The following is a 24,478-nucleotide window of genomic DNA, read 5'->3' on the forward strand; positions in this document are numbered from 1 at the left end:
CCCACACCCGTCAATCACAAAATTTCAAAAAAATGACACCAACTCAAAAAAACTTCGAAAGCCGAGCATTCGTGAGGCCCTACCCACATAGCGGAAAGGGAGCCGCAGCTCCCTCTCCTTACCTTCACAATCTGCCATGTCCTTCAGAAGTCCACGCTTGCGGTGCCTCCGACGAAGAATGGCGATGCGACATAGTAGGTGGAACTCGCGGCTGAGATCTTGCTGCCATAAACGCCGGTCGTTGCCTTTCCGTTTGCCGTCACACCATTCACGAAGCCCAAATAATGATTATTCGTGATGTTCTGGATGTTCAGCTGCAGGACCGGGTTTTTCATGAAGGCAAAATTCTTGAAGCGATAACCCGCATGAACATCCATCGTGACATAGCTCGGGATCGAGGTGTCGTTGTTGAATGTCGCATATTGCTTGCCGACATATTTGAGCGAGAAGCCGCTAAACAGATGCCCGTCATCATAATCCAGATTAAATGCAACCTGCTGCTTCGCTGTCTGGGGCGCAAATTTGCCTTTGCTGTTGACGTAATCGCCGGTGCTACCTGCTGCGATATTACTGTCGGTGCGGGCGTTGATATATTCCGCCGAGACATAGGGGCGCAGATGGTAAAGGATCGGACGGGTTCCGATTTCGAAGTCGACACCATCGGCGTGTGACCCGCCACCATTGACGCTCTGCGAATAATAGGAGCCGTTTGGCAGCACCACAGTCTGGGAATAGAGGCGGTTCGTGAAGTTGTAGTGGAAGTAGGTCAGGGTGCTGTTGAAGAGACTCCCCTGATAGCGCACGCCAGCTTCTTCGGAGATCGAGATTTCCGGCTTCTGGTTGGGGTTCGCTTTCGTGCTGTAGCCCACGCCCTTTGTGTATGTGCCGGCGTCATAAAGGGACGTATTCATCGGAATACGGAAATTGGTCGTGCCTGATGCGAAAAGCTGGAACTGATCGTTCAGCTTGTAACGGATGGAAGCCGCTGGCAGAGGCTCATTCCAGTTGCCGTTGATATAGGGCCCCGTCGAGGTATCAGGCAGGTAGTTCTGACCCTGACGCGTGATCATTGCGTATTTGAGGCCGCCTTCAATGGTCAGACGATTGTTCAGCAGCGACAGCGAGTCATCAATGAAGAGCGTGTGGATGCGCGTCTGGGTCAGTGTGTCACGGTATTGCGCCGTCTGACCGTTCGAGAGGACAAGATTGGGGCCACCACCATATTCATCCAGCGGCGCGCCAGTTTCGGGATTCACAAGGCTGTAGGGTGAGGTCTGGATCTGCTTCGAATATTCGAACCAGTACCCGACCATGAGGCGGTTCGCGCCCGTGTGCAGGGCAAGCTTCGTTACCGCACCAGGACGGTAGGTCTGCGTGTTGGACGGGTTATAAAGCAGCAGGCTCTTGGTGTTCGATGTATTGTACTGCCCGATGGAGCTGCTCAGGGTCTGGGCGCCGTATTGCTGACTTGCCAGGCTCTCGCTGTAGGCACCACCGCCATTGCCGTTGCCGTACCAGAAATACGGTGTTTCGGTCAGAGTCAGATTATCGGTCAGAGTGAAGGTTGAGGGAGCGCTGGCATAGATGTTTGTAAACGGGTTCTGATGCAGCTTGTAATAGTTCCCGCTCGGACTCTTCGGATTCCACTTTGAGTCGTAAGTATAGCTCGTCCCGTATTTCTGCCAGTTTGCCAGAGACATGGATGGGAAGAGCGTGCTGTCGCTCTGATTGCCAACGATAGCGAGCGAAATGCGGTTGCCCTGCCCCCATTCATTGACCCATTTGGTCTCGCCATGCAGCTTTTTCTGCGCACCCGGCCCGCGCCATGAATCCTCATGCGCAGCCGAGAACGAGATATAGCCTTTCAGATGCGTATTGCCTATACGACCCGTATCAACACGGCCGAAGATGCGCCGGGAATTGTAGCTGCCATAGGTACCATCAAGGTGGCCGCCGAAACGCTCTGCGGGATCAAGCAGATACATATTGACCGCACCGCCCGACGCACTGATGTGCGGGCTGTCGAGATCGGCCGACCCCTGCTCTACATTAATCGTACGCAGGTTTTCTGAATCGACGATTTCCTGCGGATATACGGCGTAATTGCCGATATCGTTGATCGGAAAGCCTTCAAGCGTGAAGCCGATCTGACTGGCATTCAAACCGCGCAAGGTCAGATTGCCGCCGTTGAGGCCGAGCGGATCGACAGATGTTGTATTCACCCCGGGCAGCATGGCGATGAGCTGCATTGGGTTCAGCCCCGGCGTCTGCTTCGCAATAAACTCCTGTGTCACGGTCGAGCGCGATTTGGCTGCATCTTCATGCACCATCAACCCGCCACCCGGCGCCTTGTGTCGGCTGCCCCGCACCTGCACGGTTTCGTTACGCGCTGCATCGGTCGGTGCGGTGGACCCCATCATGGAAGGCCCCGTATCCGTGTTCTGAACTGCCTTTGGTGCGGCAGTCTTGCGCGTGGTCTGGCTTTGCTCCGCCTGAGCGGCGGAGACACTCAATGCAAGAACTGACGTCGCACATAAAAAGTAGCGGGCTCTCAAGCGCATCATATATCCCGAAGAACGTATTGGATGATTAACGAAAATTACTCGTTTCGTTAATGTGCCTATCACAGCAGCGAGAGAAAGACGGATGAAAATTTGATGACGATACGAAATATAAAAGTCGTTTTAGATCAGTTACGTACGGTTAAATTAAGATACAATCAGCTTTTTTCTGGAGAAGTATGAAATTATGGTCGCAATGAAATTAACGGAACTCGATGAATTTTACGTAGGGTATTAACGATATAAATTACAGATCATAATACAAGATTTCATATACAAAGTATTTTCTAGTATAATTTGTTTATAAACAGACTGTATTATTGTATTTTATTCACGTATCAGAAAGACGAACTGCAATGAATGCATAAGGATACTGACGTGCTTCTGATACTGCGCCGGGCGGCGCTCCTGACGGTCCTGTGTCTCTCACCTATCCCCGCCCTCGCTGACTCCCCTCCCGATAACACTGAAGCCACGTCCAACTCCCTGGGACAGCAGATCGCATCCCTTCCCTGGACCCACGGACCTGCCGCAGTGCACGTCAATGGCGGCTCTGTATTCAGCATACCCGCCGGTTACGAGATGCTCACCCCGCCTTTCGGCAAGAAGTTTCTCGCTCTGGTCGGCAATCTCGTCGATGCCTCAGATTCCATGAGCTACATCATGCAGCCAGAGGCGCAGGATAAGAGCTGGTTCATGGAACTTCGCTATTCCCCCTCCGGTTACGTCACGGACACGGACAAGATCGACGCCAAGGAACTCCTTGATTCCATGCGCCAGACATCGATCGAGACCAACAAGGCGCGTCGCGAAGCCCATCTTTCCGGCCTGACGCTGCTCGGCTGGCAGCTCGAGCCGCATTATGACCAGCAGTTGCATCGCCTGGAATGGGCCTACAAATTCCGCGACGATGACGGCTCACTCATCACTAACCTGAACACACGCATTCTGACGCGCGGTGGCTTCTATCGCGTCATGCTGGTGAGCGACGTTGAAACATTCCTGAGCGATCGCACCGACTTCAACACGGCCCTGCAGGGGCTTCAGCCCACCACGGGCAATCGCTACAGCGACTACAAAGCTGGTGACAAGATTGCCGAATACGGTCTGATGGGGCTGATCGGCGGCGGCGCCGCTGCCGTAGCCATCAAGACGGGCCTGGTGGGAGCGGCTCTCGCCTTCGTCGCCAAGATTTTTGGGGCGCTTGGTGCAAAGGGTCTCTTTGCAGCCATTTTCGGCTTCTTCGCTGTGCTCTGGACGAGCGTCAAGAAGCTCTTCGCACGCAAGAAACAGGACTGACCGTGCAGTATCTCACCGCCCCGATTGCTTTCTTCACCCGATTGCTTTCTTCATCTGTGCCGCCCTGGGATTCTGGGCGGTACTGCAACTCGTGCCCGCCAGAAGCCGTCCTCCGGCGCGTTTTTCAGTCAAAAGCGAAGAGAGCAATCCGGAACAACCCTGGGACGGAGGCAGTTCCCCCCCATCGGTTCGGCGACCACCCGGACGCGCACTGAAACCGGCACGGTTCGCACAGACGTCAGTCCGAGACCGGCATCGCAATCTGCGGTGCCGTAGAGTATACTTTTTTTCAGAAGTTTTGGCTGGGGGACCTGGATTCGAACCAGGGCTGACCGGGTCAGAGCCGGTAGTTCTACCGCTAAACTATCCCCCAGCATCTTTGCAGAAGCTGATTGCCTTGCGGTGGCGGTGAGATAGCACCCACCCGGATGGGCCGCAACCCCCTTATTCGCTTTTTTTTTCATAAATTGGACATGAGCAGCGCATAAAATGCTTGCTGCGCCACCGTGGCACTATCACATTGTTTTTGACGTAAGATTTCATGCCGCGATCAGGACAAGGGGAGGACGATCATGGGCTATAGCCGTAGCGAGACGCTGTCATCCCACACGCCTGAAGGCGCACCGTTCAGACATTTCGCTGCGCTGGACCTGGGCACCAATAATTGCAGGCTGATGATCGCGCGGCGCACTGCCAGTGGCGTGCAGATTCTCGACCGACAGAACCGCATGGTCTGCCTTGGAGAGGGCCTCATCGAGACGGGCGAACTGAGCGCACGGGCGATGGACCGGGCGGTGCGCACGCTCGATAGTTTCGCCGCGCGTATGAACGGCCTCCCCTCTCTGCAGATTCGGGCTGTCGCCACCGAGGCCTGCCGAAGGGCGCTCAACCGCGAGAGTTTCCTGTCGCGTGTCCGTTCCGAAACGGGTCTTTCACTCGAAATCATCTCTCCCAGAGAAGAGGTGGAACTCGCTGTCGAAGGGTGCCGTACGCTGCTGCATCGCGCACAGAAACCGGGCGAGCGCGCTATTGTCTTCGATATTGGCGGCGGGTCGACCGAAATCGCCTGGCTGCGCTTGAACCCTGAAACACGCGGGCATGAACTGGTCAGCCTTGTCAGCCTGCCCTACGGCGTCGTGACGCTCTCTGAGCAATTCGGTCGCCAGCGTCAGGCAGACTCATCCTCCGACAAGGACGATCTGTACGAGACCATGGTGGAGACTGTGCGCAAGCCGCTGCTCGCCTTTGAGGAGGTTCACCAGATCGGCAGGGAGATGCAACGCGGAGCTGTGCAGATGCTCGGCACCAGCGGAACAGTCACCACTCTGGCGAGCATTGCGCAGAACCTTGCGCGTTACAGCCGACACGCAGTCGATGGTTTTTCGCTGTCGGCGCAGGCGGCTCACGACGCTATCGCGCTCGTTCGTGGCGCATCCTCAGGGGCGCAACAACCTCCTTCATCCTTGCCGCCCGACAGGCAGCATTTCATGTTGCCGGGCTGCGCCATTTTCGAGGCGATCCACAGTTTCTGGCCGTCGCAGCAGATCATCGTCGCCGATCGCGGCCTGCGAGACGGCATGGTGGCGCGCATGGCAGCCCAGGCGCGCAACAGCCGCGTCATCTCGCATGGCCATTCCCGCCATGGCGTCAACCGCCGAAGCAGCGCGGATTATCGTGGCCATGTGGCACCGTCTTCCTTTATGTGACGCCCATGAGCAAAAACAGTGACAAGCGCGGCGGCAAGAGCGGCAAATCTTCCGAGAAGAGAGTTCCCGGAAAAGCCCTCAAGAGTTCGACCGCACCAGGCCAATCAGACAGCACGCTCGACGGAAGCTCTGTTCAGAACGCGCGCAACAAGACCGTCATGCTGCGCACGGCGCGGGGACGTTCGACCGCGCAGCAGCGCTGGCTGAACCGCCAGTTGAATGACCCTTATGTTGCAGCAGCCCGCAAGCAGGGCTGGCGCTCTCGGGCCGCGTTCAAGCTGATCGAGATTGACGACCGACTGAACCTGATCAAGCCGGGCATGAAGATTATCGATCTCGGCGCGGCGCCGGGCGGCTGGACACAGGTTGCGGTCAAACGCGGCGCAAGCGCCGTGGTCGGGGTTGATCTGCTGCCGGTCGATCCGGTGAGTGATGCCACGATCATCGAGGGAGATTTCACCGATCCCGACATGCCCGCACGTCTGATCGAGCTGCTGGGCGGCCCGGCCGATCTGGTCCTGTCCGATATGGCCCCCAACACTACCGGCCATGCACCGACCGACCATCTGCGTATCATGGGGCTTGCGGAAGGCGCACTCGACTTCGCCATGCAGGTGCTGGCAGTCGGTGGCGGGTTTGTTGCCAAGGTGTTCCAAGGCGGGTCGGAGCGTCAGATGCTCGAACCCATGAAGCTCGCCTTTTCGAATGTCCGACATCTGAAGCCGCCGGCATCGCGCAAGGAATCGAGCGAGCTTTATGTCGTAGCGACCGGGTTCAGACCCGATCGCCTCAATCAGGACTAATTATTCAGTAACATCCCACAGCCAGGCGGCTCCGCGCACGCCTGAGCTGTCGCCATGCTTATTGCGCACGATCGGCGTTGTGCAGGTCGGCGTAATGACATGGCGCGCCAGAAGCGGCGGCACACGCTCGTAGATGCTGTCGAGATTGGACACGCCACCGCCCAGCACGATGATGTCGGGATCGAGGAAATTGATCGCGAGCGCGCAGGCGCGTGAGAAGCGATCCATATAGCGGTCAAGCGCGCCGATAGCGGCGATATCGCCACTGGCCGCAGCCTCTTCGATACCCGCCGTGTTGTGGTGACCGATCCCCTTCCAGTCCTTGGCCAGTTCGGGGCCGCAGAGATAGCGCTCGAGACACCCCTCATTGCCGCAGAAACATTTCGGCAGCGGGAATTCCTCAAGGCGCGTCCAGGGAAGCGGCGTATGCCCCCATTCACCGGCGATGCTGTGACGGCCACCGATGACTTTTCCGTCGACAACGATACCAGCGCCCATGCCGGTGCCGATGATGATACCGAAAACGGTGCGATTGCCCTCGCCTGCACCATCTGCCGCCTCGGAAAGGGCGAAGCAGTTGGCGTCGTTCTCGACGCGCACGGAGCGACCGAGCGCACGGTCAAGGTCGATGCCGAAGGGCTGGTTGTTCAGCCACGTCGCGTTGGCATTCTTGATAAGGCCGGTCTCGGGCGAAATCGAGCCGGGGATGCCGATTCCAAGAGTCGAGCTAAGCTGGCCGGGCTTCGCAAGATGCGATGCAACACTGCCGAGGCGCTGGTCAACGCTCGCCACAAGATCGCGCACAGCGATCACGGCCTCCTCGTAAATTCCCGGGTTCGGGACACGCTCGCGCAGTTGCAGATCGCCAGCGCGATCAAGAACTGCGATTTCGATTTTCGTCCCACCGAAATCGATGCCGAGGCGATAATCAGCCATCTCATGCCTTACTGAATGTTGCTTCTGAAAACTGCGGCGCATGTTGCGGACGAATGCGGTCCGAGTAAAGATGTAATGGCAAAACAACGCCCGATCTTGAAACATGCCCTCGGCTGCGCGCATAATCTTCCCAATGACACTGCCGGCTTCCGAAACCCTCCTTGACGTGCGCGGGCTTGCCTGCCCCTTACCCGTGCTCCGCGCGCATCGCAGCCTTCGCGCCATGCAGGGCGGTGAACGACTGCGAGTTCTCGCAACAGACCGGGCAAGTGTTGCCGATTTTCAGGCATTCTGCCGCGAGACGGGACATGCATTAGTTGCATTCTCGGAAGACGGCGAAACGCTTTCTTTCGTGATCCGTCGCAAATTGGACACAGCTGTGTCATCTCCTGTTACGGAATAATCATAGTCATTACTTCCTTGGGCTTGGAGAATGGAGTGCGACACGCTATCCCTCCTCCCATCGAGCCGTTTTCCTTGACGGCGATTTTCCGAAACAGCGGAGCGGGACGGCATTTACGGCATGGACGCACAGCTTTCACAGCTCTCTTTCGAGGAGGCCCTGTCTGAACTCGACAGGATCGTACGCGGCCTCGAAAGCGGTCAGATGAAACTCGAGGACGCCATAAGCGCCTATGAGCGCGGTGCCGCCCTGCGCCGCCATTGCGAAACAAAACTCTCGGAAGCGGAAATGCGTGTTCGTGCCATCACACAACGTGACGGCACCACGACGACCGCACCCCTTTCCGAGTTTGACGAGAATTCTGGCGGAAAAGCCCAATGACCACCTCATCACCCACCCTAGTCGCGTCCCCCGAGGCGCTGGCCACCTCGCTGGGTACTGCAGCCCGCGCCATTGAGGGGACGATTGATCGTCTGCTTCCCATGGTCGATGGTGACGAATCGATGCTGCTCGAAGCCATGCGCTACGCCGCCCTTGGCGGTGGCAAGCGTCTGCGCGGTTATCTCGTAACCGAGGTCGCGGCGATCTTCGGCGCAGAGCTCGAGGGCGCGTTGCGCGTGGCAGCATCGGTCGAGATGCTGCACGCCTACAGCCTCGTTCATGACGATCTTCCGGCCATGGATGATGATGATCTGCGTCGCGGCCAGCCCTCGACGCACAAGCAGTTTGATGAGGCGATTGCCATTCTTGCGGGCGATGCCTTGCAGACGTCGGCTTTCGAGATCCTGGCTGACGAGGCGACTCATTCCGACCCGGCCGTGCGCATAGCGCTGGTTGCTGCCCTTGCGCAGGCTTCTGGCGCTGCCGGCATGGTCGGTGGGCAGGTTGTCGATATTCGTGGTGAGGGCAAGTCCCTCCCCCTCGATCAGGTGCGTCGTCTTCACGCCATGAAGACCGGTGCCCTCATCCGCTACGCTGCCGAAGCCGGTGCCATTCTGGGCGGCGCTGACCGCGTACAGCGCGATGCGATCATCGCCTATGGGCGCGATATTGGCACAGCCTTCCAGGTTGCCGATGACGTGCTCGACACGACGGCAAGCGCCGAAGAACTCGGCAAGACCGCCGGCAAGGACGAAGCCTCCGGCAAATCCACCTATGTCTCCCTGCTTGGAATTGACGGCGCACGCGCCGAGGCCGCGCGCCTTTCCGGGCAGGCCACACAGGCCCTGACCTCTTTCGGGACCGAAGCAGCCGCGCTCAGAGCCCTGGCACAATACATCGTCGAGCGCAGGAATTGAGAGAATGAGCGATACCACCAAGCCGAACCCCAACGCCTCTATCCCGACGATGGGCCGTTTTCCGCATCTCGATCGCGTGGTTGTTCCCGCCGATCTGAGGAACTTCTCGACCGAGCAGCTCAAGCAGCTCGCAGAGGAACTGCGCTCTGAAACGGTTGATGCCGTCTCGACCACAGGCGGGCATCTCGGGGCTTCCCTGGGCGTTGTCGAGCTGACGGTCGCCATGCATGCCGTGTTCAACACGCCTGATGATCGTATCATCTGGGATGTTGGTCATCAGGCTTATCCGCACAAGATCCTGACCGGACGTCGCGACCGCATCCGTACGCTGCGCCAACCCCATGGTCTGTCCGGCTTCACCCGCCGTTCGGAAAGCGAGTACGACCCGTTCGGCGCCGCGCATTCCTCGACGTCGATCTCGGCTGGCCTGGGCATGGCGGTCGCGCATCACCTGCGCGCCACCGAAGATCCCTCCTATCACGAGCGCAACGTCATTGCGGTCATCGGCGACGGGTCGATCTCGGCTGGCATGGCCTATGAAGCCATGAACAACGCAGCCGTGGCTGGTGCAGGCGCCAAGCGTCTGATCGTCATCCTCAACGACAACGAGATGTCGATCGCACCGCCAGTCGGCTCAATGTCAAACTACCTGTCGCGTCTCATGACGTCACGCAAGTTCCTGAGCCTTCGCGATCTGGCTGGCAAGCTGGCCAAGCGCCTGCCGGCTGGCCTCGAACGCACCGCCAAGCGCGCAGACGAGCTGACCCGCGGACTGATTACAGGCGGCACGCTGTTTGAAGAGCTCGGGTTCTATTATGTCGGCCCCGTCGATGGTCACGACATGAACCAGCTCGTGCCGATCCTGCGCAATCTGCGCGACGCAGATGAAGGCCCGGTCCTGCTGCACGTCATCACCGAAAAGGGTCGTGGCTACACGCCTGCTGAATCGGCCGGTGACAAGTATCATGCCGTCAGCAAGTTCAACGTCGTCACGGGCGAACAGAAGAAGGCGCCTGCTGGCCCGCCGAGCTACACCTCGGTCATGGCACGCGAATTGCTGCGTCATGCCGAAAAGGACGAGCGCATCACTGCCATCACGGCAGCGATGCCGTCCGGCACCGGTCTCGACAAATTCGCAACCAGACATCCTGACCGCTTCTTCGATGTGGGTATTGCCGAACAGCACGCCGTGACGTTCGCTGCGGGCATGGCCTCCGAAGGCCTGCGTCCGTTCTGCGCCATCTACTCGACCTTCCTGCAGCGCGCCTATGACCAGGTTGTGCATGACGTCGATCTGCAGAACCTGCCGGTGCGTTTCGCCATTGACCGCGCCGGTCTGGTTGGTGCGGATGGGGCGACCCATGCCGGTTCGTTCGACCTGAACTATCTTTGCTGCCTGCCCAACATGGTCGTGATGGCACCGAGCGATGAGGTCGAACTCACCCATATGACGGCAACGGCCTGCGTCTATGATGCCGGTCCGATCGCTTTCCGTTACCCGCGCGGCAGCGGCACGGGTCTTGAACTGCCGGAAGCTGGCGAGATTCTTGAAATCGGTCGCGGCCGCATTGTGCGGGAAGCCGTGCGCCAGCCGGGTACGAAATCGGGCGTCGCAATCCTGTCTCTGGGCACGCGTCTGACCGAATCCCTCAAGGCTGCCGATCACCTCGGCGCACAGGGTATCGCCGTGACCGTGGCCGATGCCCGCTTCGCCAAGCCAATCGACACGGCTCTGGTCGAGCGTCTGGCTCGCGAGCATGAAGTACTGATCACCATCGAAGAAGGTGCCGCCGGTGGCTTCAGCAGCCTGGTCGTGCGCCATCTGGCAGAAACGGCCCTGCTCGATCAGGTCAAGTTCCGCCCAATGGCTCTGCCCGACACCTATATCGACCACAACCTGCCCGACGTGCAGTACGATGAAGCCGGGCTCAATGCCCCGCAGATCGTCACGGTCGCCCAGGCGGCTCTGGGTGCGCAGAACGCTCAGCAGACGGCCTGATGGCAAAGAAGCGGGCTGACGTCCTTCTGGTTGAACGCGGGCTTGTCGAAAGTCGAGCCCGCGCGCAGGCGCTGATCATGGCGGGCCTTGCGTTCACCAAGGATCGTCGCATTGCCAAGGCGGGCGACATGCTCGCCGAAGATGCCCCGCTCGACCTGCGCGGGCAGGACCATCCCTGGGTGTCTCGTGGCGGGCTCAAGCTCGACCACGCTCTCGCCCATTTCGCCCTTGACCCAACAGGCGCCACGGCGATCGATGTCGGGGCCTCGACGGGTGGCTTCACCGATGTTCTGCTGACCAAGGGCGCGACCAAGGTGTTCGCCGTGGACGTCGGGCACGGGCAGATCGCCTGGAAGCTTCGCTCCGATGAGCGGGTCGTGGTGATGGAAAAAACCAACGCCCGCACGCTCGACGCGACAATGATCCCTGATGCGATTTCTGTTGTCGTCTGCGATGCCAGCTTCATCGGTCTGCGCACTGTTCTGCCTCCGGCACTGGCGCTCTGCCAGCCGGGCGGCTGGGCCGTCGCCCTCATCAAGCCGCAATTCGAGGCAGGTCGTGCCGAGATTGGCGCCAAGGGTGTCGTGCGTGATCCGGCAGTGCATGAGCGCGTCTGCGCAGACATACGCGGCTGGTGGGAAGGGCTTGAGGGTTGGGAAGTGCTCGGTATCGAGCCGAGCCCCATCACCGGTCCGGAAGGCAACCGTGAATTTCTGATTGCGGCAAAACGGGTTGCCTGAAGCGGGATAACCCCGAGCGAAAATACCTTCGGGCCTGTAGTTAACGTGCGTCGTCAGCGAGACGCCGACGGGCCTGGCCTATCCTGCGCCGCACTCCGGTCGATCAGACCGGACATGGCCGGGTGCTTCTCAAAAGCCGCGCATGGTTTTCCTTGCGTTTGAGGGGCTCTTCCATGATAGAGCAGCCCCATGTCCGACATTTCGACCCCTCTCGACCTGAATGAGCAGGAGCGCGCGCGCATCCTGGCCAAATCTGCTCTTTTCGCACCCCCGCCTGCGGTTCTGCCGGATGGACGTCGCGACCTCGTGGGCCTGTCACGCGAAGAGCTGATTGCTGAGATGGCTGCGTTCGGCGAGAAGCCGTTTCGCGCCAAGCAGCTCTGGCACTGGATCTATCATCAGGGCGCGACCGACTTCTCGCTCATGAGCAGCATCGCCAAGCCGCTCCAGGCAAAGCTTGCCGAACATTACGTCGTCGGGCGTCCCGCCACGTCTCTCGAACAGACCTCGAATGACGATACGCGCAAATTCCTGTTCCGCTTCCGTGACGGGCAGGAAGCCGAGACGGTCTATATCCCCGATCGTCGTGAAGATCGCGGCGCCGTCTGTATTTCTTCTCAGGTCGGCTGCACCCTCTCCTGCACCTTCTGCCATACAGGCACGCAAAAGCTCGTGCGTAATCTCGGCGCTGCCGAGATTGTCTCGCAGTTCATGGCTGCGCGCGATTCCTATGGCGAATGGCCGAGCCCCAGAGGGGAAACCCCTCGCCTGCTCTCCACCATCGTGCTGATGGGCATGGGCGAGCCGCTCTATAATTACGACAATGTGGCCAAGGCGATGCGCATCGTCATGGATGGCGAGGGCATCGCCCTGTCACGCCGACGCATCACCCTCTCTACATCGGGTGTCGTGCCCATGATGGATCGCTGCGGCGAGGAACTGGCGGTCAATCTCGCCATCTCCCTGCATGCCGTCACCAACGACCTGCGCGACAAGATCGTGCCGCTGAACCGCAAATATCCGATCGAGGAACTGATGGCGGCCTGCCGTCGCTATCCGGCCGCATCGAATTCGCGACGCATCACATTTGAATACATCATGCTGCGCGGGATCAATGACAGCGAAGCCGATGCCCGTGAACTGGTGCGCCTGATCAAGGGCCTGCCTGCCAAGGTCAATCTCATCCCGTTCAATCCCTGGCCGGGTTCGGAATTCAAACCTTCTACCCGTGAGCAGTTGCAGAAATTCGCGGCCATCGTGATGGATGCCGGTTTTGCCTCGCCGATCCGCATGCCGCGCGGCCGTGATATTCTTGCTGCCTGCGGTCAGCTGAAGACAGAAAGCGAGCGTCTTCGCCGCAATGTGACTGCCGAGGCTGAATAACAGGTCAGGGCCCGCCCCCAAGACTGGTCTGATCGGCTGACGGGTGGTAAGAAAGCCGCTGAACGCGTCATCTTTACAGAGGGAAGCTCGGCCTTATGACCGCCCGGGACATTAAAAAAGTCGTTCTCGCCTACTCGGGCGGGCTGGATACTTCCGTTATCCTTCGCTGGCTCCAGAAGGAATATGGCTGCGAGGTCGTGACCTTCACCGCCGATCTCGGCCAGGGTGAAGAGCTCGAGCCCGCACGCCGAAAGGCCGAAATGTTCGGCGTGAAGGAAATCTTCGTCGAAGATCTGCGTGAGACCTTCGTGAAGGATTTCGTCTTCCCGATGTTCCGCGCCAACGCGCTTTACGAGGGCCAGTATCTGCTCGGCACCTCGATCGCGCGCCCGCTAATCGCCCAGCGCCAGATCGAAATCGCCAAGATAGTTGGTGCCGATGCCGTTGCACATGGTGCTACCGGCAAGGGGAATGACCAGGTTCGCTTCGAACTCGGCTATTATGCCCTGCAGCCGGACATCAAGGTGATCGCGCCGTGGCGTGAGTGGAACCTCACGTCGCGTACCAAGCTTCTGGCATTTGCCGAAGAAAACCAGATTCCCGTCACCAAGGACAAGCGTGGCGAAGCGCCGTTCTCTGTCGATGCCAATCTTCTGCACTCGTCTTCCGAAGGCAAGATTCTCGAAGACCCCGCGATCGCGCCTGACGAGATCGTCTTCCAGCGCACGATCTCGCCCGAAAACGCGCCCGATGTCGCCACCGAAATCGCCATCGATTTCCATGAGGGCGATCCGGTCGCGCTCAACGGCGTCACGCTTTCCCCTGCCGAACTGCTGACGCGCCTCAACAAGCTCGGTCATGATAACGGTATCGGCCGTCTCGACCTGGTCGAGAACCGCTTCGTCGGCATGAAGTCACGCGGCATCTACGAGACGCCAGGCGGCACCATTCTGCTGACCGCACATCGCAGCATCGAATCCATCACGCTCGACCGCGAGGCCATGCACCTCAAGGACAGCCTGATGCCGCGCTATGCCGAGATCATCTATAACGGCTTCTGGTTCTCGCCCGAGCGTTACATGCTTCAGGCGCTGATCGATGCCAGCCAGAAATCGGTTACCGGCCGCGTCCGCCTCAAGCTCTACAAGGGCAATGTGATCTGCGTGGGTCGTGAAAGCCCGAACAGCCTGTATGATACCCGCGTCGTCACGTTCGAGGATGACGAGGGCGCCTATAATCAGGTCGACGCCCAAGGCTTCATCAAGCTCAATGCCCTGCGCCTGCGTCTTGGGGGCCAGATCGGCCGCACCGGCGGCAAGCCCTGATCGCAAGACGGCGATCAACTGCCCCCGCTGACCCTCTCCGCACTGCGCGAGGTCGGGCAGCGGGGGCTTCGCAAGTTTCAAGAGGTCCAGACATGCGTATGTCCCGCTCCATCAAGACCCTCGTTGCCGGGGCGTCTTTCGTCGCTCTGACTGCCTGTGGCGGCCCGAAAGAAGAGCCGGAGCTGACACCCGAGCAGTTCATGGCCAAGGTTCGTGCGGAACCCGGGGTCAAGACCCTGCCTGACGGACTGGCCTACAAGGTTCTGAAATCCGGGCCGAAGGACGGCGAACAGCCATCCAAGGGCCGTATGATGATGCTGATCTATGAAGGGCGTCTGCCCGATGGCGGCATTTTCGACAGTTCCGAGCAGCATGGCAACGGCGCCTATATGCAGATGGCGCTCGACGGTCTCGTGCAGGGCTGGATGGAAGCCCTGCCGATGATGCATGTGGGTGACACCTGGATGCTCTATGTCCCGCCCGCACTGGGCTATGGCAAGCGCTCCATGGGCATCATTCCGCCCAACAGCCCGCTGGTCTTCAAGATCCAGCTTCTGGGTCTGGGTGGGCAGGAGCAGTAAGACGCTCTCCATGCGTGCCCCCCTCGCTCTGGCGCTTATTGCCACGCTCGCTCTGGCGGGTTGTGGCAAGAAGAGCGCGGGGCAGAAGCTCTATGGCCCGAATTGCGGCATCTGCCATCACGGCGGCTCCGGCCTGCCCGGCGAGGTGCCGCCTCTGGCCGGACGCCTTGATATAATCGCGAAAACGCCTGAGGGCCGGGACTATCTGGCACGTGTCATGCTCAACGGGCTCGATGGCCCGATAACAGCCAATGGCGGCCATTATAACTTCTCGATGCCCAGTTTCCGTCGCCTGACTGACGAACAGCTGAGTCTGATCCTGAACTGGCTCATTTCCCGAGGCACCACGACACCTGCACCGGTCATCACCCCCGACATATTTGCGGCTGCCCGCAAGGAAGAAATCGGCTCGAACCGCGTGCATGATCTGCGCGAGCATCTGTCCACACAGGGCAAGATCCCCTGATATCTGCCTTCGACGAGCGGAACAGCGCCTAGTCGGGTGGCGCCCAATGAGCGTCGCAACGGGCCTCGTATAGATCGTCGTCGCCGGTTTCAAGCACATGGCCTGTCTGGCGCTTCTTTGCCGTCCATCGCGCAGGTGCTTCGCAGACATGACACCGTGCGGTGAGCGGCACGTAACGGTCTGCCAGAACACGAAGCCGGGCCATGACATCGAAATCATGCTGCATGAAATCCGTATCAAGCCCGGCCACGCTAATATCGATTCCTGCCTCCAGGCTTTTCGCAATATCGGCTACCACATCGCCCGTATAATGCGGCGCAATCATGAAATGCCCCTCATCGAGCAGAATATGCCTGAAGCGCGCAAAATCGCTGGGCCAACATGAGATTGAACGCGCAGGGCGGCGCAACCCGACACGGCTGTGAATGCTTGCCCCCGAGCGCGTGTCGAAGGCGGGTGCAAGACAGAGAGTGCCCTCCTGATCGGGGTGGTCCTGGAGTAGATGCGCCGATTTGCCGGCAAACATCGGACCCGCATAGACAGTCAGAATTCCCCTCGGCACCATGCTCTCCCCGTTCAGACACGCCGTTATGCAAAACGACGCCGCGCAGCCCTTACAGGCATTTGCGCTGGCTCGGCAATCTTTCCCCTTGACCGTTTGTCAGACGCATTCGACAACATCGGCCATGCAACGTGTATTTTCCGGCATTCAGCCGACCGGCGTCCCCCAGCTTGGCAATTATCTTGGCGCGATCCGCAACTGGGTGCGGTTGCAGGAAGATCATGACTGCGTGTTCTGCCTGGTCGACATGCACGCCCTCACCGTCTTTCGTGAGCCCGAGCAATTGCGACGCGACAATCTGGCCCAGGCCGCCTGTCTGATCGCCTCTGGTATCGATCCCGAAAAACATGTGCTCTACAACCAGTCTGCCGTAAGCGCCCATGCGCGCCTCGGCTGGATTTTCAATTGCGTCGTGCGCCTCGGCTGGCTCAACCGCATGACGCAGTTCAAGGAAAAGGCAGGCAAGGATCGCGAACAGCATTCCGCCGGGCTTTTCGTGTATCCCGCTCTGATGGCTGCCGATATTCACGCGTTTCATGCCACCCGCGTACCAGTGGGCGAAGACCAGAAGCAGCATCTCGAAATCGCCAATGATATCGGTGCCAAGTTCAACCATGATTACGGGGTCGATTTCTTCCCCATGATCGAACCCCTGATCCCGCCTTCGGCAGCCCGCGTCATGAGCCTGCGCGATGGCACCAAGAAGATGTCGAAATCCGACCCTTCCGCCCAGTCACGCATCGAACTGACCGACACAGCGGATGATATCGCCCTCAAGATACGCAAGGCGAAATCGGACACCGAGGCCCTGCCCTCCGAGGCCGCCGGGCTGGAAGGCCGCCCAGAAGCGCGTAATCTGGTGACGATCTACGCCGCCATGGCCAATCAGAACGTCGATGACGTGCTGGCACGTTTCGGCGGTCAGGGCTTTGGTCCCTTCAAGGCCGCTCTTGCCGAAGTGCTGGTCGAAACGCTGTCGCCGGTTGCCAATGAAACACGCCGCCTGCTTGAGGACCGCCCGCATCTGGAGAGCGTTCTGAGACAGGGGGCAGCACGCGCCAATGCCCTGGCCGAGCCGATTGTGAGCGAAGCGGAACGGCTGGTTGGCTATCTGCGCTGACACTGGAACCAGAGCGAGACAGGATACCCGACATGCAGCAGGCCTTTCACCGTCTTTCCATTCGTACACGGGGCAAGGGCCTGACCATGATCACCGGGCCGGTGCTCGACTGGGTCGCCTCAACCGGTATTGAAGACGGGCTCCTGACGCTCTGGTGTCGCCACACCTCGGCATCGCTCATCGTTCAGGAGAATGCCGATCCGACCGTCCAGCATGATATCGCCAGCTATTTCGACGACCTCGTTCCGGAAGCACGCGCCTATCGTCATGATTATGAAGGGGCGGATGACATGCCCGCCCATATCCGTTCGGTTCTGACCAATGTGCAGCTTACCATTCCTGTGATGGGCGGTGAGCCCGTCCTGGGCACATGGCAGGGCGTCTATCTTTTCGAGCATCGCCGTGCGCCGCATAGCCGCGAGATCGTGCTGCACCTGCTTGGCAACTGACATCGTGACCCGCGCGGGTGCTGCTCTTGGCGTCGCTATCGGGCTGTGGCTGGGTATCCCTGTTGCTGCACATGCTGAAACCGGTCTGGATGTCGCGCAATTCGGGGCGCGCTGCGATGACGCAACCGATGACACGAAAAGCTTTCAGGCCGCGATAGACGCCGCTACGACAAGGAATGTGCCGCTTTCCCTGTCCGGCACCTGTCGGGTGAGGACACTGAGAGCGCCTGCGACCGCGAAAACCTTCATACTGGAAGGCAATAACGGCACGCTGCGCTTTCTCGACGGGGGATTGGTGCTCAGTGCCCCGAAGCCTGGCACGGCGGTGATCCCCTATATCATTCGCAATCTGCGGTTGCGCTCGGTCAACGCCTACACGGATACAGCCATCAGCGTCACCGGCGCTTTCAAGGGAGTGGTCGAGAACGTCAATATCGATCGCTTCCGGAACGGCGTCGAGCTTATTGCGACTTCGGATAACGTCATCAGGGGGTCGTTCTTCGACTCCTTTGGCGATTCCAATGCAGTCGTGATCAGTGGCACCATGGCAGCCAACAACACCGTCTCGGCTTATGCCTCGAATAATACCGTGTCCGATGTGACGGATATCCACGGCACAGGAATCTTCATCGGGCCAGGCGTGCAAGGCACGAAAATCCGCAACCTGCGCGTGCTGGAGGCCTGGTACGGCATGTACGCTGTCGACGGCAAGGACGACGAAGATCTCAGCGTCTCCGATTCCTATCTCGAGGGGAAACGTGCCGGTATTTTTGCTGATGGGGTGGACCTGACCCGCGTGGTCAATTGCAGCGCCGACCTCCCCTCAAGCGGGGCCGACCCCGGCTGGGCCGGCTTTCATCTGGACCGCATGTATGGCGGTATCCTGGCCAATTCCTCTGTCTGGGGAGCCGCAGCTGCCCGGTCTCCGGTCATTGTTGCCGGAGGCAATATCAATGTGATCGGCAATCAGGTCACCGGCATAGCCAATGGCCCCTGCATGAGACTGATACCCTTTCCTAAGCCCGATGATTCACCTCTTCTGGTGTCGAACAACACTTGCTGGGCGTCCGGTGGCTATGAGGTGGTCGGGCACGGGCCCATAGCGGGCAGTAACAATCTCTGGTCACGACCCGGTGACCATCACCTCATGATACGCAACTTCCCCGCGCCCTGAGCGTGCCAAAACCGGGCACGCCCAGAGAAGGCTGTCACCAGTTTCTGAGCCAGAAACTTGCAGGGCAGTTATCCTGCATCTGAGGGGAGTCCAGATAACTTCCGGCGCTCGGGAATTGCCCCATCCGCTTCGGATCGAGCGTGAACCAGAGCTGTGTCAGCACCACGCGTTTGGCCTGATCCGTCTCGCAACGGAGCTGAAGCGCTCTTGGCTGGGTTGCGCCTGTCGCCGTGCGGAAAAACGCCAGCACCTCGTCATGTCCCACCACAGTACCGGCGCGGGCCGCCAGAAATTCCATCATGGGTGAGTGGGCGAAACGGCTCTGGAGCCCGCTCGCCTTTGCGAAGAAGGCACCTGGATCATAGCCGAAACAGGCCCCGTGCTTGACCCATTCATGGGTCAGCAGCGACGGGTTGGTATGCGGCATGATCTCGCCAAGCGTTTGCAGCATGGCGTTGTCGAGCACAGGTGGCGGCGCGTCAGGACCAAACAGGCCACAGCCTTCACGCCACCAACGCTCGACCGGCACGTTCTGCGCTTCGAGCGAATGGGGCTCGGAGGCCCATAGCCCGTGCAGACCGACAAGCGACTGGCGCGGCTGATCGGCGGTGCAGCCACTTCCGGCACTGCAGAACCCGGGCTGCCAGGTGAGCGCCAGCGTATTGTGATCGAAATCGCCATGCGCAAGCGGAACAAGCGCGGAGGGATGCGGCTCTGACCCGACACACCCTGCGAGAAACAGCACCGAGACGGCGACAAGCTTGCGTATCATGAACGCGCTCCCAAAAGCCGTGCGTGGTGAGCGACATGATCGCTGATCACACTCTGAATGAACCAGTAGGAATGATCATAACCCTCATGATAGCGCAGCGTCAGCGGCTGCCCCGCCTCCGCTGCGGCATTCTCGATGAGATCGGGACGCAGCTCCTGCGCCAGAAACTGGTCAGCAGTCCCTTGATCAATGAGGATCTCGTTCGGATGGCGCCTACCAGACGCGATCAGCGAAACAGCATCCCAGGCAGCCCAGCTTTCCCGGTCTTCACCGAGATAGGCCTTAAACGCTCTCGTGCCCCACGGTACCACTGAAGGATGCACGATAGGCGCAAGGGCGCTGACGGATTGCCAGAGGGAGGGGTTGCGCAGCCCATGAACGAGCGCCCCATGACCGCCCATCGAATGCCCCATGATACCGAAAGCCGATCCTTGCTGCCCGAAACGGGTGCGGATCAGCTCCGGCAACTCGTCCGCCACATAGCTGCCCATGCGATAATGCGACGCCCAGGGCTGCCGGGTCGCATCGAGATAGAAACCGGCCGCCGTGCCAAGGTCGTAGGTGTCATTTTCTCCCTCGACACCGGCACCGCGTGGCGAGGTGTCGGGTGCGACCAGCGTGAGGCCGCAAGCTGCTGCCTCGGCAATGATCGTGGATTTCTGCAGGAACGTCTCATGCGTGCAGGTCAGCCCTGCCAGCAGAAAAAGCACCGGCGTCCTGTCGCCGCGCAATGCCTCTGCAGGCTGGAACACCATGAGCTTCGCATCGAGGCCGAGACTGGTCGATTTATGCGCGACCGTGCTGACAGCCCCACCATGACATAGCTGCTTCGAGAGTATCTCGACGCTCATGCGTCGAATTCCACAACCGAGCGGATCGATTTGCCCTGACTCATCAGGTCGAAACCATGATTGATCTCCGACAGCTTGAGATGCTGCGTGATCAGGGAGTCGATATTGATCCGCCCTTCCATATACATATCGACGATCTTGGGCACATCGGTGCGTCCTCGCGCGCCGCCGAAAGCCGAACCGATCCAGCGACGCCCGGTGACAAGCTGGAAAGGACGCGTGCTGATTTCCTGCCCTGCTCCGGCCACACCGATCACGCAGGAAACACCCCAGCCGCGATGCGCGCATTCAAGCGCCTGACGCATGAGCTTGACGTTACCAACGCATTCGAACGTGTAGTCAGCGCCCCCACCCGTCAGTTCGACCAGATGCCCGACCACATCGCCATCGGGACCAAGATCAGCAGGATTGACGAAATCGGTCATGCCAAACTGACGGGCAATTTCGGCACGCTCCGGGTTGAGGTCGACGCCAACGATCTGGCGCGCGCCAACCATCTTCGCCCCCTGGATGACATTGAGACCGATGCCACCGAGACCGAACACGACAACCGTGGAATTGGCCTCGACCCTGGCCGTGAACAGCACTGCACCGATACCCGTGGTCACGCCGCAGCCGATGTAGCAGATCTTGTCGAGAGGCGCGTCGCTACGCACCTTCGCCAGAGCAATTTCGGGCAGCACGGTGAAGTTTGCGAAGGTCGAGCAGCCCATATAGTGGTGCACAGGCTTGCCGCGATAGGAAAAGCGCGTGGTGCCATCGGGCATGAGCCCCTTGCCCTGCGTTGCCCGGATGGAGGTGCAGAGATTGGTCTTGCGCGACAGGCACGACGGGCAGGAACGGCATTCGGGAGTGTAAAGAGGAATGACATGGTCACCCGGCCTGAGCGAGGTGACACCGGCACCGACCTCACGCACGATACCCGCCCCTTCATGCCCGAGGATCGCCGGAAACAGGCCTTCCGGGTCGGCGCCTGACATAGTGAACTTGTCGGTATGGCAGAGCCCTGTCGCTTTGATCTCGACCAGAACCTCGCCTGCGCGCGGCCCTTCCAGCTGAACGGTATCGATTTCAAGCGGGCGACCGGCCTCAAGAGCCAGAGCGGCAATCACATCCATTGACGGAAACTCCAGTGAAAGAAGATGATTCACGATACGTCACAAAACAGCGACAGTTTTAACGAGTTTTATGCACAGCGTCTTGGATAAGATGCCCCCTATTTCCAACATGTAGACTGAGGACCGACAAACCTTGATCGTCGACAAGACTTACGGCCTGTGGATTCTCCTTCGCGAGACTGCCCTGCCCCTTGGTATTCTCGCTCTGTGGGACCTCGTTGTCGTTATCCTCTATCAGGTGTTCCATCAGGAATGGATGGAACAGCCTGCCTTGCCGATCTCGCTCATGGGCTCGGCCCTCGCCCTGTTTCTGGGCGTGCGTAACAATGCCGCCTATGCACGCTGGTGGGAAGGACGCTCGCTCTGGGGCCTGATCACGAACAATTCCCGCTCTTTCGCCCGTGAGGCCGCAACGCTGCTGGGCGGTCGCCCCGACCTGGCAAAGGCCATGGCGGCTTATCCCTATCTGCTCCGCACGGCGCTCTCGAACACCGAGCAGGGCCCCGATGCAAAGCGCCTGCTTTCGCCGGAAATGTATGAGCGCATCATGGCGCGCACCAACAAGCCCAACGCGCTGCTCTATGAAATCGGCCTTTGCGTCGCAGAGGAAGTCGAGCGCAAGAAAATCGATGGCGCCGTTCATGGCACGATTGATCGCATTCTCTCCGATCTGGCCAATGCGCAAGGTGGCCTCGAGCGCATCAAGAACACCCCCCTGCCTGTGCAATACTCGGTGCTACCCCTGCTGGTCGTGCATGTTTTTTGCATCGTTCTGCCGTTTTCGGCCGTGCAGACACTTGGCTGGATAACCCCGCTCGGGTCGAGCCTTGTCGGCTTTCTGTTCCAGGCGCTCGACAAGAGCGGTCGCGATCTGCAGGAGCCTTTCGTGCCCAGCAGACATGCCCTGCCCATGCTGACCATGGCCCGCACCATCGAGATCGACCTGCTGCAGCCGATCGGTGAAGCCGTTGGCGGCCCCATTCCGCCGCAGGGCGGTGTTCAGCCCTGACGAGACCACAAGACAAGCTGTGGAATTTCTGATATAAGCTGTCGCCATGAGCACGTTCAAAACCCCTCCCAAGGGAGGCATGACAGACGCGATGGCGCGTAGCGCCGCTGCGCTGACCGCAACTCAGGCTGACTCTCATGGCGGAGATGATGATCCGTTTCAGGAAGGGGATTCCATCGTCTATGCCGCACATGGTGTGGGCCGCGTCGACCGCATCGGTGTAGACGAGATTGCCGGAACCAAGCTGGAGATCATCCAGATCTCCTTCCCCGGCAACCAGATGACCCTGCGTATTCCGCTTTCGAAGGCCCGCAAGTCCGGCCTGCGCAAGATCGTGACGCGCGATATCGTCGAAAAGGCGATGTCGATCATCAAGGGCAAGCCCCATGTCAGCAAGGGCATGTGGGCACGCCGTGCGGTCGCCTATCAGGAAAAGATCAATTCCGGCGATCTGATCCAGATTGCCGAAGTGCTGCGCGACCTGCGCCGCAACGTCGACAGCCTCGACGGCAGCTTCAGTGAGCGCAAGCTCTTCGAAGCAGCGCAGGAGCGTTTTGTCAGTGAAGTTGCCGTCCTTGAAAACAAGGACCCGACCGCTGTCCTGCAGGCTCTGACCGAGACCATGAAGGCAGCCTGATCCGTCAGGCATCCTTTTCCGTTCACCGGCGTTTCATCCTCCGATCTGATGCGACAGCCCTCTAAGGGCTGTCCTTTCCCACGGAAAAGGAGAGCGCCGCGTGACGGAGCACAAGACCAAACGGTTCGCGAACAAGAAAATCCTCATCACCGGGGCCTCTCAGGGCATCGGCGAGGATGCAGCCCTGCATTTCGCCCGTGAAGGCGCACAGGTCGCCATCAACGCGCGCAAGGCCGAAAAACTCCGCCCCCTTCTCGATCGCCTTCCCAAACCCGTCTCCGGCGAACATCTCATTGTCGCAGGTGATATGGCCGTGGAAGAAGATGTCGATCGCGTCGTGAGAGAGACGATCGAGGGCTTCGGTGGTCTCGACGTTCTCATCTGCAATGCAGGCATGCAGATCGAATGTCCGTCTGAAGATATTTCCCTCAAGGACTTCAACGCTGTCATGGCCGTGAATGTCACGGGCGTGGTGCTCTGCGCGCGTGCAGCCCTCAAATACTGGCGGGCAAACGACCAGAAGGGCAATATTCTCGTCAACAGCTCGGTCCACCAGCAGGTGCCAAAGCCGCATTATCTGGGCTACTCCGCCAGCAAGGGTGCGGTCGGCAACATCGTGCGTACCCTCGCGCTGGAATATGCCCGCTACGGTATTCGCGTGAACGCGGTCGCGCCCGGTGCCATCGTGACCCCCATCAACGATGCCTGGACCAAGGATCCGGAGAAATACGAGGCAACGGCAAAGCATATCCCGATGCGCCGCCCGGGTGAGTGCCGCGAAATCTCTGACGCAATGGCCTTTCTCGCTTCGGAAGAATCGAGTTATATTACGGGGCAGACCCTGTTTGTTGATGGCGGGCTCACGCTCTATGCCGATTTCGAGCAGAACTGGTCTTCCTGAACCGACCGAGATCCGCGCTTATGTCCACCCCGCCTACCGTCCTCGTCGTCGAGGACGATTTTCTGATCAGAACCTGTCTGATCGAATTCCTCGAAGACAGCGATGTGTCGGTGCTCGAGGCGGAGAATTGTGCGACGGCGCGCGGTTTCCTGCATAGTGACCGGGCGCTCGATCTTCTCATCATGGATATCTCCCTCCCTGATGGAAGCGGCGCCGACCTTGGCCAGGAAAGTCGGCAGATCCGCCCCGATCTGCCGATCATCTATACGACCGGCCATGGCATTAACCTTGATGGTGCCTCGCCGATCGACAGGGTCATGACAAAACCCTATCAGCTTGATGCCATTCTCAACGTCGTTCACGAGCTGGTGCCCACGAGCTGAGC

General features: G+C 59.5%; 25 protein-coding genes and 1 tRNA gene. 19 read left to right on the plus strand and 7 right to left on the minus strand.

Translation table 11 applies throughout. The features are described 5' to 3' along the window. Positions 1-143 precede the first annotated feature (143 nt). Positions 144-2,420 carry a TonB-dependent receptor gene (locus tag AA105894_RS03540; RefSeq protein WP_267310518.1) on the minus strand — a complete coding sequence of 759 codons (2,277 nt, stop codon included), beginning with the start codon at positions 2,418-2,420 and terminating at the stop codon, positions 144-146. A 501-nt stretch (positions 2,421-2,921) separates the two neighbouring features. Here AA105894_RS03540 and AA105894_RS03545 point away from each other — a divergent pair. Beyond that, positions 2,922-3,860 carry a DUF2167 domain-containing protein gene (locus tag AA105894_RS03545; RefSeq protein ID WP_267310519.1) on the plus strand — a complete coding sequence of 313 codons (939 nt, stop codon included), beginning with the start codon at positions 2,922-2,924 and terminating at the stop codon, positions 3,858-3,860. Between the two features lie 299 nt (positions 3,861-4,159). Here the strand turns inward: AA105894_RS03545 and AA105894_RS03550 are convergent. Further along, positions 4,160-4,233, minus strand: a tRNA-Gln gene (locus AA105894_RS03550). 199 nt (positions 4,234-4,432) lie between these two features. Here AA105894_RS03550 and AA105894_RS03555 point away from each other — a divergent pair. Beyond that, a complete protein-coding gene (locus tag AA105894_RS03555; protein ID WP_267310520.1) occupies positions 4,433-5,566 on the plus strand; it encodes a Ppx/GppA phosphatase family protein in 1,134 nt (377 codons plus the stop codon). Positions 5,567-5,571: 5 nt separating this feature from the next. Further along, positions 5,572-6,369 carry an RlmE family RNA methyltransferase gene (locus tag AA105894_RS03560; RefSeq protein ID WP_267310521.1) on the plus strand — a complete coding sequence of 266 codons (798 nt, stop codon included), beginning with the start codon at positions 5,572-5,574 and terminating at the stop codon, positions 6,367-6,369. Here the strand turns inward: AA105894_RS03560 and AA105894_RS03565 are convergent, their stop codons facing one another. Beyond that, on the minus strand, positions 6,370-7,305 hold the full coding sequence (locus AA105894_RS03565) for an ROK family protein (RefSeq protein WP_188425341.1): 936 nt from the start codon (positions 7,303-7,305) through the stop codon (positions 6,370-6,372). Positions 7,306-7,438: 133 nt separating this feature from the next. Here AA105894_RS03565 and AA105894_RS03570 point away from each other — a divergent pair, with 133 nt between their 5' ends. The 9 genes from AA105894_RS03570 to AA105894_RS03610 all read left to right on the plus strand — a co-directional run bounded on the left by AA105894_RS03570 (position 7,439) and on the right by AA105894_RS03610 (position 15,500). After that, positions 7,439-7,708: a sulfurtransferase TusA family protein gene (locus AA105894_RS03570; protein WP_188425340.1), complete on the plus strand. Its 270-nt coding sequence runs from the start codon at positions 7,439-7,441 to the stop codon at positions 7,706-7,708. A gap of 120 nt (positions 7,709-7,828) precedes the next feature. Beyond that, complete coding sequence (locus AA105894_RS03575) at positions 7,829-8,089, plus strand: exodeoxyribonuclease VII small subunit (RefSeq protein WP_188425339.1); 261 nt, start codon at positions 7,829-7,831, stop codon at positions 8,087-8,089. Then, the gene (locus tag AA105894_RS03580) at positions 8,086-9,006 is read left to right on the plus strand and encodes a polyprenyl synthetase family protein (RefSeq protein WP_267310522.1); all 921 of its coding nucleotides are present in this window, start codon (positions 8,086-8,088) and stop codon (positions 9,004-9,006) included. Before AA105894_RS03575 ends, AA105894_RS03580 begins: the two co-directional genes overlap by 4 nt. A 4-nt stretch (positions 9,007-9,010) precedes the next feature. Further along, positions 9,011-11,005 carry a 1-deoxy-D-xylulose-5-phosphate synthase gene (dxs, locus tag AA105894_RS03585; RefSeq protein WP_267310523.1) on the plus strand — a complete coding sequence of 665 codons (1,995 nt, stop codon included), beginning with the start codon at positions 9,011-9,013 and terminating at the stop codon, positions 11,003-11,005. Further along, entirely contained in the window at positions 11,005-11,745 is a 741-nt protein-coding gene (locus AA105894_RS03590) for a TlyA family RNA methyltransferase (protein ID WP_267310524.1), read from the plus strand. Before dxs ends, AA105894_RS03590 begins: the two co-directional genes overlap by 1 nt. Positions 11,746-11,934: 189 nt before the next feature. Continuing rightward, entirely contained in the window at positions 11,935-13,128 is a 1,194-nt protein-coding gene (rlmN, locus tag AA105894_RS03595; protein ID WP_188425335.1) for a 23S rRNA (adenine(2503)-C(2))-methyltransferase RlmN, read from the plus strand. A gap of 95 nt (positions 13,129-13,223) precedes the next feature. After that, positions 13,224-14,453: an argininosuccinate synthase gene (locus AA105894_RS03600; protein ID WP_267310525.1), complete on the plus strand. Its 1,230-nt coding sequence runs from the start codon at positions 13,224-13,226 to the stop codon at positions 14,451-14,453. A gap of 92 nt (positions 14,454-14,545) precedes the next feature. After that, the gene (locus AA105894_RS03605; protein WP_188425333.1) at positions 14,546-15,034 is read left to right on the plus strand and encodes an FKBP-type peptidyl-prolyl cis-trans isomerase; all 489 of its coding nucleotides are present in this window, start codon (positions 14,546-14,548) and stop codon (positions 15,032-15,034) included. A 10-nt stretch (positions 15,035-15,044) separates the two neighbouring features. Continuing rightward, positions 15,045-15,500 (plus strand): c-type cytochrome, encoded by a 456-nt coding sequence (locus AA105894_RS03610; RefSeq protein ID WP_267310526.1) that lies wholly within the window; start codon positions 15,045-15,047, stop codon positions 15,498-15,500. Between the two features lie 28 nt (positions 15,501-15,528). On the opposite strand, the gene AA105894_RS03615 is transcribed toward AA105894_RS03610, so the two are convergent. Continuing rightward, complete coding sequence (locus tag AA105894_RS03615; protein ID WP_267310527.1) at positions 15,529-16,065, minus strand: thymidine kinase; 537 nt, start codon at positions 16,063-16,065, stop codon at positions 15,529-15,531. A gap of 121 nt (positions 16,066-16,186) precedes the next feature. On the opposite strand from AA105894_RS03615, the gene trpS reads away from it, so the two are divergent. Genes trpS through AA105894_RS03630 form a run of 3 tightly spaced genes read left to right on the plus strand, consistent with a single transcriptional unit; the run spans position 16,187 to position 18,805 of the window. After that, a complete protein-coding gene (gene trpS, locus AA105894_RS03620; RefSeq protein WP_267310528.1) occupies positions 16,187-17,182 on the plus strand; it encodes a tryptophan--tRNA ligase in 996 nt (331 codons plus the stop codon). Between the two features lie 32 nt (positions 17,183-17,214). Beyond that, positions 17,215-17,631 carry a secondary thiamine-phosphate synthase enzyme YjbQ gene (locus AA105894_RS03625; RefSeq protein ID WP_267310529.1) on the plus strand — a complete coding sequence of 139 codons (417 nt, stop codon included), beginning with the start codon at positions 17,215-17,217 and terminating at the stop codon, positions 17,629-17,631. Positions 17,632-17,635: 4 nt separating this feature from the next. Further along, positions 17,636-18,805 (plus strand): right-handed parallel beta-helix repeat-containing protein, encoded by a 1,170-nt coding sequence (locus tag AA105894_RS03630; RefSeq protein WP_267310530.1) that lies wholly within the window; start codon positions 17,636-17,638, stop codon positions 18,803-18,805. A 34-nt stretch (positions 18,806-18,839) separates the two neighbouring features. Here AA105894_RS03630 and AA105894_RS03635 read toward each other — a convergent pair whose 3' ends face one another. The 3 genes from AA105894_RS03635 to AA105894_RS03645 are packed head-to-tail and all read right to left on the minus strand — an operon-like array spanning position 18,840 to position 21,546. Next, positions 18,840-19,577 carry a ribonuclease T2 family protein gene (locus tag AA105894_RS03635; RefSeq protein WP_267310531.1) on the minus strand — a complete coding sequence of 246 codons (738 nt, stop codon included), beginning with the start codon at positions 19,575-19,577 and terminating at the stop codon, positions 18,840-18,842. After that, positions 19,574-20,428 (minus strand): S-formylglutathione hydrolase, encoded by an 855-nt coding sequence (gene fghA / locus AA105894_RS03640; RefSeq protein WP_267310532.1) that lies wholly within the window; start codon positions 20,426-20,428, stop codon positions 19,574-19,576. Before fghA ends, AA105894_RS03635 begins: the two co-directional genes overlap by 4 nt. Next, positions 20,425-21,546, minus strand: a complete 1,122-nt coding sequence (locus tag AA105894_RS03645) for an S-(hydroxymethyl)glutathione dehydrogenase/class III alcohol dehydrogenase (RefSeq protein ID WP_267310533.1) — start codon at positions 21,544-21,546, stop codon at positions 20,425-20,427. The genes fghA and AA105894_RS03645 overlap by 4 nt, the downstream gene beginning before the upstream one ends. A gap of 133 nt (positions 21,547-21,679) precedes the next feature. Between AA105894_RS03645 and AA105894_RS03650 the strand changes: the two genes are divergently transcribed. From AA105894_RS03650 to AA105894_RS03665, 4 genes are all read left to right on the plus strand, one after another. Next, a complete protein-coding gene (locus AA105894_RS03650; protein WP_267310534.1) occupies positions 21,680-22,555 on the plus strand; it encodes a bestrophin family protein in 876 nt (291 codons plus the stop codon). A gap of 46 nt (positions 22,556-22,601) precedes the next feature. After that, a complete protein-coding gene (locus tag AA105894_RS03655) occupies positions 22,602-23,192 on the plus strand; it encodes a CarD family transcriptional regulator (RefSeq protein ID WP_188425325.1) in 591 nt (196 codons plus the stop codon). Positions 23,193-23,292: 100 nt separating this feature from the next. Continuing rightward, positions 23,293-24,093: a glucose 1-dehydrogenase gene (locus tag AA105894_RS03660; protein WP_267310535.1), complete on the plus strand. Its 801-nt coding sequence runs from the start codon at positions 23,293-23,295 to the stop codon at positions 24,091-24,093. Positions 24,094-24,113: 20 nt separating this feature from the next. Then, positions 24,114-24,476: a response regulator gene (locus tag AA105894_RS03665; RefSeq protein WP_267310536.1), complete on the plus strand. Its 363-nt coding sequence runs from the start codon at positions 24,114-24,116 to the stop codon at positions 24,474-24,476. Positions 24,477-24,478 lie beyond the last annotated feature (2 nt).

The sequence above is a fragment of the Asaia spathodeae NBRC 105894 genome (assembly GCF_025994195.1).
Lineage (GTDB): Bacteria > Pseudomonadota > Alphaproteobacteria > Acetobacterales > Acetobacteraceae > Asaia > Asaia siamensis.